The organism is Kitasatospora sp. NPDC056138 (assembly GCF_042264695.1).
Lineage (GTDB): Bacteria > Actinomycetota > Actinomycetes > Streptomycetales > Streptomycetaceae > Kitasatospora.
The window spans coordinates 47,568-60,008 of sequence record NZ_JBHJVK010000033.1; the positions used below are offsets into that span (position 1 = coordinate 47,568).

Here is a 12,441-nt window from a genome sequence, read left to right on the forward strand (position 1 = left end):
CGACCAACCCCCCCCAAAGCCCCCCGGGCGCGGCCGGGGCGCACAACTAACCCCATCACCCCTGGAGGCGGTTGGGGCCCGGTCCACCCGCCGGGGCCCACTTCCGTGCCGGTGTCCTCCACCGGTGGTCCCACCGGATCGGGCCCGGCTCGGTCGCGCGCGGACCAGGCCCCGCGCGGACAGCAGCACCGTCCGGGCCCGCCGTCAGGCCACCACCGACCCGGTTCCCCCGCGGGTGCTCCGCGGCAACCGCCTGCCGCCGGCGCGGCTCCCTCCTCAGGGCCGGTCTGATCCTCCGGCCGGGCGCTGTGCGGCGCCGGAGGCGAGACCCAGGACGAGCGCCCGCACCACCGGGGCGGGGTCGATCCGCGCGCCGAGGGACTGGAACGCGGCGAGTCCGTCGGTACCGGCGGCCGCCGCCTCGCCCAGCGGCCGGGGGTCGAACGCGCCGCCGCGCTCGTCCGCGAGCACCTGGAACAGCGCGACGAAGCACTCCCGCCACCGCCGGTACTCGGCCTCCAGGCTCTCCCGCACGCGTTCGTCGTTCGCGGCGAACCAGTGCAGGGCGGAGTGCACCCGTGCGAGGTCCCCGGCCTCCGGCTGTGCGAGCAGGCCGATGACGCGCTCGGCCCGCTCGGTGAACGTCCCCGGGCCGGCGACCGCCTCCTCCAGGGGTGTGATCCACTCCGGCCGGATGCCCTCCACCACCGCGACGATCAGGTCGGTGCGGTTCTGGAAGTGGTAGTGGCACATCCCGTGGGTCACCCCGCCGAGGGCGGCCACGTTGCGGGTGGTGAAGGGCACCGAGCCGTCCCCGGCGAGCAGTTCACGGGCGGCGGCGAGCAGCCGCGCCCGGGTCTGCTCGCCCTTCGTCGAGGCGCGCGGGCGCCGGGCGCCCGGTCGCGCGGCGAGTTCAGCCATCGGGCCACTGTAAGGCCTGTCGGGCGAGCGTCCGTCGGCAACCGGCACTGCGCAATCTATTGACCGAGCGCTTGGTCAGTTTTACCGTCAACGACACCGCGTGGACGGGCCACGCGGGAGCAGAAGGGAGGCCGAGAGATGAACGGTCCCATCGAGCCGGGCGGCTCGTCCGGCAGAGCGCGGGCGGTACTCGGACGACGGAACTTCCTCGCGGCGGCCGGACTGGCCGCGGCGGGCACCGCCTGGGCCGGTCAGGGCGTCGCCACCGCAGCAGGACGCCCGGCCGCCGACGCGGCGGGACGCACCGCCGCCGGCACGGCAGGACGCACCGCCGCCGGTGCCTTCGCGGTGCCGGTCGACACGGTGCCGCACACCCGGACCTGGATGGCCTGGCCGGACGACCCCGCCATCTGGACCGGTCGCCGCGGCGGCCGGCGAGGCGGCACCACGCCCTCGGTCGCCCAGATCCAGGCCGACATCGCGCTGGTCGCCAACACCATCGCCAAGTACGAACCCGTCCACCTGTGCGCCAACCCCGCCGCGGCCGCGGCCGCCCGGCGGGCCTGCCCGGGCGGCAACGTCACCGTGATCACCACCGTCCCGGTCAACGACTGCTGGATGCGCGACTCCGGTCCGGTCTTCCGCACCGACGGGCTCGGCGGCCTCGACGCCATCGGCCTCAACTTCAACGGCTGGGGAGGCAATCAGACCTACACCAACGACGGCAAGGTCGCCGCCCGCGTCGCCGCCCTCGTCGGAGTGCCCTTCACGGCGGCCGGCCTGGTGGCGGAGGGCGGCGCCATCGAGACCGACGGCGCGGGCACGCTGATGGCCACCCGGAGCAGCGTCCTGGTCTCCAACCGCAACCCGGGAATGTCGCAGACACAGGCCGAGAACGCCATGAAGGCCGCGTACGGCGCGAGCAAGGTCATCTGGTTCACCGGGGTCGCCGGCCAGGACATCACCGGCGACCACGTCGACGCGACCTCGCGCTTCCTCGCGCCGGGCCAGGGCCTCGTCCAGCAGCCGAACGCCACCGACGACCCGTCGGACGTCTGGACGAAGGACGAGCTCAGCCAGTACAGCGTGCTGTCCTCGGCCACCGACGCCCGCGGCGTCCGGATCCAGGCGGTCAAACTCGGCGGCCCCGACTACTACACGATCCGGCAGAGTGATCCGGCGTTCGTCGGCTCCTACGCCAACTACTACCTCTGCAACGGCGCCGTCATCGCCGCCCAGTTCGGCGACGCCCGCGCCGACGCCGCGGCGAAGGCCAAGCTCCAGTCCCTCTTCCCGGGCCGTGTCGTCGAGCAGCTGAACATCGACCACATCGGCCTCGGCGGTGGCGGCATCCACTGCGTCACCCAGCCGCAGCCCGTCCCCTGACCCGGCAGGCTCCGGCGGCACCCCGGCCGGGGCGGGTCACCGGCCCCGCCCCGGCCGGCGCCCAATGCCGACAGGACCGTGCGGGGTCGGTGCTGTTCGCGGGCGAGGTCGACCTCTCTGCCCGCTCCCTGGCGGATCTGCTCTCCATCAACCCGGGCTGCGAGCTCCTTCCGGGTGGTCGCGGGCCTGTCACCGTCCCTGGACGTCCTGGCCGCGCGGCTGCGGTCGGACATCGGGCGGGGCCGGGAGGACCTGGCTGGGTGGATGCGGCGGCGTTCCGCATCCAGAAGATCGAGTTCGCTCCCGGCCGCCTGAACGGCAGGCCCTGTCCCGAGGTCCAACAGCCGGAACCGCTACCCCGGCGAACCTTCCCGTCAGGGCACCGGCCCCGGATCCCGCCGGTGGTGAGCCGCCCGGTTCCGTCACCCGGACCGGCGGCTCGCCGCTGTCCTATGCTCGGAGACATGACCGTTCAGCGGATGGACAACGTCGCCATCGTCGTCGAAGACCTGGATGCCGCCGTCGCGTTCTTCACCGAGCTCGGCATGGAGTTGGAAGGCAAGGGGCAGGTCGAAGGCCTTTGGGCGGACCGCACCGTCGGACTCGACGGCGTCCGGAGCGAGATCGCGATGATGCGGACCCCGGACGGCCACAGCAAGCTGGAGCTGACGAAGTACCACACCCCCGCGCCGGTCGGCGCCGAGCCGGAGAACCCGCCGCCCAACACGCTGGGCCTGCATCGCGTCATGTTCGCCGTCGACGACATCGACGACACCGTCGCCCGCCTGCGCAACCACGGCGCCGAACTCCTCGGCGAGGTGGCGCAGTTCGAGAGCATCTTCCGGCTCTGCTACCTACGCGGCCCCGCGGGCATCATCGTCGCCCTGGCCGAACGGATCGGTTGACGCGAGCCCGCCGCAGGGCGGCGGCCGGTGGGGACGCCCGGTGCCGCCGCGACCGGATCGCGCCACCGACCGGATCGCCGCACTGAGCCCGACGGCTGTCGTCGCCTGACACGAGGCCCCGGTGGCGACGACGTCCCTCACCACCTCGACCCCGACCACCCCGGCCACTGCGACTGAGCGCTTCAGTCGGCGACTTGGGTGTCGAGCGGTTCCGGCGGCGTGCTCCCCCGTGCGCCTCAGGGGACGGGTGCTGAACGCTGGACGGACCGCTCGGACCGCTCGGACCGCTCGGACCGCTACCAGTGCACCGCCGAGTACCCCGACAGAGCGCTCGACGTGCTGCGCGCCATCACTCCGTACCCCTCCGCCGAGGACGCCGTCAGGTACTTCCTGCAACGGGCTACCTGCGCCGACAAGTGTGACTGGTCGCGGTAGTTGTCACCGGCGCGCTCTACGACCTGCGACTTCGCCTCGACTTGGTCGCGCTGGCTGTCACCAGTCGGTCGAGATTGTTGTCACCCGCCTCGCTTGGTCACGGCGGTTGTCACCTCCAGGGGTAGCGAACCGTCTGCTCCAGGCGGGTACTCCTCTCCGGTGTGACTTCGAGCGATGGGTGGCCAGGGGTGCTCGGATCCGCCCTGGTCGGCCCTCCGTGACGATTCGTAGTCGGCCACTGTGTCGATCGATGGTCGGCCATCGGGGATCCGAACTGCATGGCCGAGTCTGATTCGGGAGACCGACGTGCTTCGGCCCCCGTGCTGCTGTGCAGCGCGGGGGCCGAAGGGGTGCCGTCCTCGCTCCGACTCAGGTCACTGGATTCCGGTGGCTCTGGTCACCACGCGTTGATGGCCGGCGCGTCGGGTTCGTGCTGCCGCCAGGCCTCGTTGAGGCGCGCGAGCTGGTGCGCGGCGGCGATGCCGCGCAGGGACGCGACCTTGCCGTCGCTGACTTCGAACGCCACTGCGCCCACGACCCGGTCGCCGACCACGGCGAGGACGGCCGGGGAGCCGTTGACCAGCGCGATGTGGAATGCGGGGGAGCCGCCGGCCAGCCGCCGTTTCGCCGGAGTGGGCTTGAAGCCGGCCCGCACGTGGGAGGCGACGTGCTCGCGCGTCTTGTACCGCAGTAGCCGCCTGGCCAGTCCGGCACCGTCCGAGACCGCGGTCGCGTCGGCAGTGAGCATCGCCACCAGCCGTTCGGTGCGCCCCGACGCCGCGGCGGCGAGGAACTCCTCGACGATCCGACGCGCGGACGCGGGGTCCACTTCGCCGCCGCGGCGCTCGGCGGCGACCCGGCGTCGGGCCCGGTGGACATGCTGCTGGCTCGCGGATTCGGTGATGTCGAGGATCCCGGCGATCTCGGCGTGGGGGTACGAGAAGGCCTCGCGCAGGACGTAAGCGGCCCGCTCGGCCGGCGAGAGGCGCTCCATGATGGTCAGGACGGCCAAGGACACCGATTCGCGCTGCTCGAAGGTATCGGCAGGGCCGAGCATCGGGTCGCCCTCGAGGAGTGGCTCGGGCAGCCAGGCACCGGCCGCTCGCTCGTGGCGCGTCTGCGCCGAGCGGAGCCGGTCGAGGCAGAGATTGGTGGCGACCTTGGTCAGCCACGCTTCCGGCACGTCGATGCGTTCCCGGTCCGCGGCCTGCCAGCGCAGGAAGGTGTCCTGCACGGCGTCCTCGGCGTCGGCGGCCGAGCCGAGCAGACGGTACGCGAGCGAGGCCAGCCGGCCCCGGCTGGCCTCGAACCGATCGATGGCTGCGCTGTCCATGCGGAGCAGCCTATGCGGTGACCCTCACACCGGCCCGGTCAGGCGCGGTGACCAGGCGGCGCTTGCGCTTCGGCATGCCGAAGGTCGGGTGGGTGATGCCCCACCAGGCCCCCTCGAGCACGCCCGACTTGAGCCGCGCGGCGGTTCGGCCGCCCAGGTACCAGGACTTCGGCTGGGCGTCCCCGTCCACCATCTGGAAGATCGCGTCTCGCCGCCCGAGGCTGATGTGGTTGCCGTGGTACTTGAGCCCGGTGGTCGGGACCTGGCTGCCCGTCAGGCGCGCGATGATCGCGGCGGTCGCCTGCATGTTGGTGTAGCCGGCCGAGGCGCAGGACATCGGCAGCGGCCGGCCGTTCTCGCCGATCGCGTAGGCGCAGTCACCGGCGGCGTAGACGTCCGGGTGGGAGACCGAGCGCATGGTGCGGTCGACGACGATCTGGCCGGTCTCGGCGACCTCCAGGCCGCTGGCGGCCGCGATGGGGTGCACGGCGAACCCGGCCGACCACACGGTCACGTCGGCCGGGATGGACGTACCGTCGGCGGCGATCGCCCGTGTCGGCTCGACGGCTTCGATGCTGGTGTGCTCGTGGACGGCGATGTCGAGCCGGTCGAAGGCCTGGCGCAGGTGACGGCGGGCCTTCGGGGAGAGCCAGGTGCCCAGCTCGCCGCGGGCGGCGAGCGCGACCGAGAGGTCGGGCCGGGACTCGGCGAACTCGGTGGCGGTCTCGATGCCGGTCAGCCCCTCACCGACGACCAGCACGGTGCCGCCCTCGCCCAGGCTGGCCAGGCGCTCGCGCAGACGCAGCGCCGAGGACCGGCCGGTCACATCGAAGGCGTACTCGGCCACGCCGGGGACGCCATGGTGGGCTACGGAGCTGCCGAGCGCGTAGAGAAGCGTGTCGTACGCGAGTTCGCCGTCCTCGCCGGTCACGGCGACGGTCCCGCGCCCGGGGTCGACGCCGGTGACGCGCGCCAGGCGCAGCCGCACCCCGGTGCCCGCGAATACGTCGGCCAGCTTGCGGAACGCGAGGTCCTGGCCGATCGCGAGCTGGTGGAGCCGCATCCGCTCAACGAAGTCGGGCACGGCGTTGACGACGGTGATCTCGGTGTCGGCGGGGGAGAGCCGGCGGGCCAGGTTTCCGGCGGCGAAGGCCCCGGCGTATCCAGCGCCGAGTACGACGATGCGGTGCTTCATGGCGTTGCTCCTGTCTCGTTCGCGTGCCCCTTGAACGAGACGGCGCCCCGATTGCTGACAGGAGCCGGGTGTGACGCGGGTCACTGAACGAGGACGGGCGGCTGAGCCTCCGACAGGTGCTCGGGGTGTCCTGGGCGGTCGAAGCGGAGCGATGGCCAACTATCGGTCGGCGTCGCACTGGGGGTGGGTGCCGGAAAGAGGGGTGGTGGCAGGCGTCGCGACCAGGTGACGGCTACCGCGCTCAAGTGGCAACCGTGGCGATCCGGCACAGCGAGGGAGGTCGTCGAGAAATGGGCGGCGAATTGTCAGTGTCCCCTGTCATGGTTACTCAAAGCGCTCACGTGAGTGCTGATCGTTACGGTGCGAGGGAGTTGAGGTTATGGAGGCAGGGGCCGGAGTCGCCGAGAGCACGCAGGGGGTCGGGGGCCCCGGGGGATCGGAGCGCCACGATCGGCTGGGCGGGGGAGTGATGACCAACCGCCCGATCCCGGCCGCCCGGCCACCGCGGCTCCGCGCCGTCCCCCGCCACCGCGACCCGCACGAGGTCGCACGAGATCGCACGGTGACGCGCCCGCCGCCGGCTGCTGCTCGTCGACGGTCACAGTCTCCCCTGGACGGCCGCCACAAGCCGCATGGGGTGCGGCACGCCCGTCGCTCACCGTGGGCAGTCAGTTGCCCGAAATCACCTCCGAGACCGGCAGTCTGGCCACTCGGCCCTCCAACCGCCCTTCGGCCAGGCCCTGTTCGGGGTGCAGCGCGTCATAGGCAGCCCTGGCCTGCACCGGATGCCGCCGGGGTGACCGTGACCTCGCCACAGCACCGGGGATGTTCCGCGATCACGTCACCGCGATGCCCTGACACCCCAGCGGTCCGCACAGGGAATACGGCCGGACCAGGTCGCCCCCTTGCAAACCACCCGCTATGCGGATGATTCGGCCGGCGCTGCCGACCTCGCGAACCTCGTTGCGATCCTGATCCGCGCGTCCCGTCGTCGGGCCGCCGCAGCCATGTGCCGCGAGCCGCCGCACGAGGACACTGAGCTTCCCCCGCTGCGCGGCAGGGGCGCCTCAGAGTCCCGTTGCTCACCTGCGTCTGCGGGCCACAGCAGTGCGAGGGATCTGAATCGCCCGTCACGAACGCAACGAAACCCCGGTTGAGCGGGGGTGACCTTTCCAAGTCGCGCTGAACCACCGGGGTTTCGACGTGCCGTCTGTCTGCCACCGGCTGTCCCGTCGAGTCGCCCACTCTGGGGGGTGTGGCGGGGCTCCCGCTGGTGGAACGGCTGCGGGTTGCTGCCCGGTCCGCGTCGGCGGCGCGGTGTGCGTCACCGTTCGGAGCGGTGCCGCTGGTTGCCGCCCCGGCGGTGGTCACCGATGCGCTCGTACACGGCGATCGGCCGGTGGTCCGCGAGCGTCCCGCAGCACGCCCTGGTCCGGCTCGGCGCCCACGTGGCAGGCACCGCGAACGCACCGTCAGTTCAGGAGTGGCCCAAGGACTCCACAATTCCCGTCGTGAGCTGCGACTTTGTCAACGCGATCGGCTGCACCACGTCAGGGGACACAACCCACCGGGAGTCCTTCCGGGTCCGGGCGTAGCGATCCCAGAATGCTGGATTCCTGATCCGAACTCAGATCGGTGCGCTGCGGCGAGCCGTCCTGATCACGTACCTCAGTAGGCCGCACGAACCCGGCGCGCTCACATGATCATGCTGAGCGAGTCGGTAGGGGCCTGGAGGGGGCCCGAAGCCGGTGACACTCTGCGCACGGGCCTGTTCCATCGAGAGGGTGGTGGTATTTGCCGTTCGCGGCGGGTGGGTGTCCGTGTAGTGACGCCTGACTGAGAGCGGTCCGCGGTGGACCGGCCTGGACACCGCACGGTCGGCGGCGCTCGCGCCGTGGTACGCAGGGCGGTGCACGTTCCGGGCGAGCTCCTGCTGGATGTGGCTCTGGTGACCGTACTCGGCTGAGACTGTCTCTCCGATGTCGGCCGCCGCCGCAACCTCCGGCTGGCCCGGCGCCGGCCCTGGACCAACCGATCACCGCCGCGTTCGAGCGCCTGCACCCCTGCTCAGACCCGGCTGACCAACGGCAACCCATGGCGCGACGAGCAACCTCACCACTATCGGAGCCTTGGAACCCGGCGTCCACCCGACGCGGCAGTCGGGCAAGGTGACTCCGGTCAGGTCGTAGGGTTCCAACAGCGCGGCGAAGCACGTGATCTCGTTCGTCCACTTGAGGCCATACGTTGATGGCCTGCTCCAATACCCGGAGCAGGCCATCAACGTATCACCATGTGTACAGTTCAGAGGATTATCCGAAAGCGGCCGGATTCACGCCACGCGAAATCCGATGTTCGCCCGGGAAACGACGGCATCCAGGAATGGTCAGTCAGTGAGAACGGCTGCTCCTGGATGCCGGCCGTCGGCTCGTCACAGGATTTGGATGGCCCTGACCTTCGGCGGGCGGTTCGGGAAGGTGATCTCGTGCCAGCGTTCGATTTTCACCGAATCGCCGTTCTCGTCGTAGTAGATCAGGTCGTTGTTCCCGGTGGAGATCTTGTCGACCCACCACCCGCCGAAGTCGGTCGTACCACCGTTCGCGTAGCAGTCGACGCTCTGGCGGCCGTCGAGGTGCGACCAGATCTTCAAGAAGTTCTCGCCGCCGACGCACTGGACGTGGTCGATGGCGTAGGCGTTGCCGGTCGGCACGGTCATGGTGAACGCGGCGGCTGCGGCGATCGCCACGGCCGCGGAGCGCACGACCTTCTTCGTTTTCGAGATCACAGGTTCTCCTTAATCCGAATGTCGAACCGGGAGGTCACTTCACAACCACTGTGGGCGGCGTCGTGCCGAGCGAGTATCGCAATGACTCCCGCAGTGCGGAAATCACATCATCTCGTCTCGTTTTATCTCGTTCTTGCACCAACGATCATCATGTGAGGCTGCCGTGCGCAGCAATATCACTTCCGGTTCTCGTCTTGAATTCGCTCACGAATGTCTTGATCTGATCCGCTGGGGGAGCGAACAGGTGCGAGGTGGGTGTCGTCGGCCCTGACCACCGTCGTCGTACGGCGCTGAGCACGATCGGCGGGTCGGGCCCGGAGCAGAGAGAGGGTTCCAGCCGTCTGCGGCGGCGGACCGGGTACGGTGGTCGCCGGTCCCGGCCAGGAGCCACGCGCCGACCTGCGGGCCGATGCCGGGACCGGTCCGCCCCGGGACTCCCGTCGGGGACGGCGCGCCGTCCACCACGGGCGAGACCTGGCTCCCGCCCCGTCGGCCGGTGAGGCCCGGGGCCAGGCCGTCACCGTCGAACAGTCCGCCGTCGTTCCGGGAGCGCCCGATGTCGTCCCGGTACCGGTCGACTCACGACCGGCCGCGCGCTGCGGCCACCCGTCGGCGGGACGGCACCGCCCCTTGGACGCCCGGAGCCCCCGGAGACGCGCGAGCTGCCCGAGCCGCCGACCGCGCGTAGCGTGGGGAACGGGCTGATCAAGGACGCCGAGGAGCCGGCGCCGCGTTCCGGCCGGGGGAGGGGCCGCCGTACAGCGGGAGTTTGTGATGGGCAGACGGACGTTCGAGGACTTGACGAACCGAGTACACGGGGCGGTCATCACCCCTGGTGACGGCGGCTACGACGAGGCGCGACGCGTCTACAACGGCATGATCGACAGATATCCGGCCGCCGTCGTGCGCTGCGCGAACGCGGGCGACGTGCTGGCAACGGTCGGCTGCGCCCGGGAGACCGGGCTGGACCTGGCGGTACGCGGCGGCTCGCACAGTGTCCCCGGGTATGGGACCTGCGACGACGGCATCGTGGCCGACCTGTCCGGCATGAGGGGCGTCCGGGTCGATCCGGCGGCCCGCACGGCGCGGGTCGAGGGCGGGGCGACCCTGTCCGATCTGGACGCGGCGACCCATGCCTTCGGGCTGGCGGTGACCGGCGGGATCGTCTCCACCACCGGAGTGGCCGGGCTGACGCTGGGGGGCGGCTTCGGTCACCTGGCCCGACGTCTCGGCCTGACCTGCGACAACCTGCTCTCGGCCGACGTGGTGACGGCGGACGGGCGGCTGCTGGTCGCCAGTGAGCACGAACACCCCGACCTCTTCTGGGCTCTTCGCGGCGGTGGCGGGAACTTCGGCGTGGCCACCTCCCTCGAGTTCCGGCTCGCCCCGGTCGAGGACGTGTACGTCGGTCTGTTGTTCCACGAGCTGGAGCACATCGAAACGGTGCTGCGGCACTACCGCGAACACATCGCGACAGCACCCGAGCAGCTCGGAGCCTTCCCCGCCTTCCAGATGGCACCGCCCCTGCCCTTCGTCCCGGAGGAACGGCACGGCGACACCTTCGTCCTCGTCGTGGTCTGCTGGTCCGGCTCACCGGAGGAGGGTGAGCAGGCCGTTCGGCCGTTCCGCGAGGCGGCCCCGGTGGCCTGCGAGTTCGCCGGCCGGATGCCGTACCCGGCGCTCCAGGGCATGTTCGACGCCCTCCTGCCGCCGGGTCTCCAGCACTACTGGAAGGCCGCCTTCGCGACCGAACTCACCGACGCGGCGATCGCCGCGCACACCGTGCACGGTCCCAAGGTGCCGGTGCTCAATTCGACCTGCCACATCTACTCGATCAACGGCGCCTGCCACCGGGTGGCCCCGGACACCACCGCCTTCTCCTACCGTGACGCGACCTTCGCGACGGTCGTCGCCGGCATGTGGCCGGACCCCGCCGACAACGAGGCGAACACCGCCTGGGTCCGGGACTACTACGCGGCGCTCGCCCCGCACTCCTCCGTCGGCGGCTACGTCAACTTCATGGCCGACGACGACCAGGGCCGGGTGACGGACAACTACCGCGACAACTACGCCCGCCTGGTCGAAGCGAAGCGGGAGTACGACCCGGACAACCTGTTCCACGTCAACCACAACATCCTGCCCTGACCGCGCGGGACCCCACGGGCCCGTTGAGCCCCGACGGGGGAAGGTTCGACCCGCGCACCCAGGCGTGGCCTTCGGACCGGGCGGTGTGCCGGCCACGGTCGGGCGGCGACGGTCACCCACGGGTCGCGTGTGATGCCCCGGTCTTCAGGTGGCTCCGGACGCTGTAGATCAGCACGTGCTCGCGTCGGTGCCGACCCACGTCCGGGTCGGTTGCGGCGAGTCGTCGGTCATCGGCCAGGTGCACCCGCGGAAGGAAGCCGGCCTTGGCGGGTGAGCGTGTACCGGGTGCACGATCGAGGCACGGGCGGAACACCGGGCAACTGGCAGGCCGCCCATGGTTTTCACACACCGGCCAGCAGAAGAAAGCGAATGATCGAACCATGAGCACCGTACAGAAGGTCGCCATCATCACCGGCGCTTCCCGAGGCATCGGCGCCGCCCTGGTCACCGCCTACCGCAAGCTCGGCTATGCGGTTGTCGCGACCTCCCGCTCCATCGGCCGGTCCGGCGATCCCGAGGTGCTCACCGTGCCCGGCGACGTGGCCGAGCCCGGCTTCGGCGCCCGTGTCGTCGACGCGGCCCTGGCGCGGTTCGGCCGGATCGACACACTGGTCAACAACGCCGGAGTCTTCATCGCCAAGCCGTTCACCGACTACACCGACGAGGACTACGACGCCGTGGCCGGGGTGAACCTGCGCGGCTTCTTCGAAGTCTCCCGCAGCGCCGTCGCCGCGATGCTCTCCCGGGACGGCGGCGGCCACGTGGTGAACATCTCCACCAGCCTGGTCGACCACGCCGACTCGCACGGTCCCTCAGCGCTCGCCTCGCTGACCAAGGGCGGGCTGAACGCGGTCACCAGGGCGCTGGCGATCGAGTACGCGGCTCGTGGCATCCGGGTCAACACCGTCGCGCTCGGCGTCATCCGCACCCCGATGCACCCGGCCGCGACGCACGAAGCCCTCGCCGCGCTGCACCCGCTCGGCCGGATGGGTGAGATCGACGACGTCGTCGAAGCGATCGTCTACCTCGAGAACGCCCCGTTCGTCACCGGGGAGATCCTGCACGTCGATGGCGGCCAGAGCGCTGGGCGCTGACCGGACAAACCTCGCCCGGAGCGCCGGTGAAGCGAGCGGCCCTGGCCGGACCGGGCCTGCCCGCCTCCGGCGTCGCCCCCGGGATCGCCCTGGTCCCGCACCATCCCCGGACGGGAAGGTGCGGCAGCCGTCCGGCACCGCAGATGCCGTGCCGTCGGCTGCCGACGTGTGGATGCACCTGGCCTTCCACAACGAGCGGTTGATGGTTCCCGCCACCGGCGGACCGCCCGACGGCGTCCTCCGTG

The 12,441-nt window shown here is 71.2% G+C and carries 10 protein-coding genes; 6 read left to right on the forward strand and 4 right to left on the reverse strand.

Annotated features, from left to right (window positions below; all coding sequences use genetic code 11):
- Nucleotides 1-276 precede the first annotated feature (276 nt).
- Nucleotides 277-921: a TetR/AcrR family transcriptional regulator gene (locus ACFC1R_RS20675; RefSeq protein WP_375940562.1), complete on the reverse strand. Its 645-nt coding sequence runs from the start codon at nt 919-921 to the stop codon at nt 277-279.
- A 138-nt stretch (nt 922-1,059) separates the two neighbouring features.
- Here ACFC1R_RS20675 and ACFC1R_RS20680 point away from each other — a divergent pair, with 138 nt between their 5' ends.
- The 3 genes from ACFC1R_RS20680 (at nt 1,060) to ACFC1R_RS20690 (ending at nt 3,647) form a co-directional block, all read left to right on the forward strand.
- Nucleotides 1,060-2,307 carry an agmatine/peptidylarginine deiminase gene (locus ACFC1R_RS20680; protein ID WP_375940564.1) on the forward strand — a complete coding sequence of 416 codons (1,248 nt, stop codon included), beginning with the start codon at nt 1,060-1,062 and terminating at the stop codon, nt 2,305-2,307.
- Between the two features lie 464 nt (nt 2,308-2,771).
- Nucleotides 2,772-3,212 (forward strand): VOC family protein, encoded by a 441-nt coding sequence (locus ACFC1R_RS20685; RefSeq protein ID WP_375940566.1) that lies wholly within the window; start codon nt 2,772-2,774, stop codon nt 3,210-3,212.
- Between the two features lie 198 nt (nt 3,213-3,410).
- Nucleotides 3,411-3,647 (forward strand): hypothetical protein, encoded by a 237-nt coding sequence (locus tag ACFC1R_RS20690; protein WP_375940568.1) that lies wholly within the window; start codon nt 3,411-3,413, stop codon nt 3,645-3,647.
- A gap of 397 nt (nt 3,648-4,044) precedes the next feature.
- Here the strand turns inward: ACFC1R_RS20690 and ACFC1R_RS20695 are convergent, their stop codons facing one another.
- Both ACFC1R_RS20695 and ACFC1R_RS20700 read right to left on the reverse strand, forming a co-directional pair.
- Nucleotides 4,045-4,980, reverse strand: coding sequence for a sigma-70 family RNA polymerase sigma factor (locus ACFC1R_RS20695; RefSeq protein ID WP_375940570.1), 936 nt, complete (start codon nt 4,978-4,980; stop codon nt 4,045-4,047).
- 10 nt (nt 4,981-4,990) lie between these two features.
- Nucleotides 4,991-6,175 carry an NAD(P)/FAD-dependent oxidoreductase gene (locus ACFC1R_RS20700; RefSeq protein WP_375940572.1) on the reverse strand — a complete coding sequence of 395 codons (1,185 nt, stop codon included), beginning with the start codon at nt 6,173-6,175 and terminating at the stop codon, nt 4,991-4,993.
- Between the two features lie 1,373 nt (nt 6,176-7,548).
- Here ACFC1R_RS20700 and ACFC1R_RS20705 point away from each other — a divergent pair.
- Complete coding sequence (locus ACFC1R_RS20705) at nt 7,549-7,770, forward strand: hypothetical protein (protein ID WP_375940574.1); 222 nt, start codon at nt 7,549-7,551, stop codon at nt 7,768-7,770.
- Between the two features lie 833 nt (nt 7,771-8,603).
- Here ACFC1R_RS20705 and ACFC1R_RS20710 read toward each other — a convergent pair.
- Nucleotides 8,604-8,957 carry a beta/gamma crystallin domain-containing protein gene (locus ACFC1R_RS20710; protein ID WP_375940576.1) on the reverse strand — a complete coding sequence of 118 codons (354 nt, stop codon included), beginning with the start codon at nt 8,955-8,957 and terminating at the stop codon, nt 8,604-8,606.
- 798 nt (nt 8,958-9,755) lie between these two features.
- Here ACFC1R_RS20710 and ACFC1R_RS20715 point away from each other — a divergent pair.
- Together ACFC1R_RS20715 and ACFC1R_RS20720 are read left to right on the forward strand one after the other, a co-directional pair.
- Nucleotides 9,756-11,102 (forward strand): FAD-binding oxidoreductase, encoded by a 1,347-nt coding sequence (locus ACFC1R_RS20715; RefSeq protein WP_375940578.1) that lies wholly within the window; start codon nt 9,756-9,758, stop codon nt 11,100-11,102.
- Between the two features lie 380 nt (nt 11,103-11,482).
- Complete coding sequence (locus ACFC1R_RS20720) at nt 11,483-12,196, forward strand: SDR family NAD(P)-dependent oxidoreductase (protein ID WP_375940580.1); 714 nt, start codon at nt 11,483-11,485, stop codon at nt 12,194-12,196.
- Nucleotides 12,197-12,441: the final 245 nt, after the last annotated feature.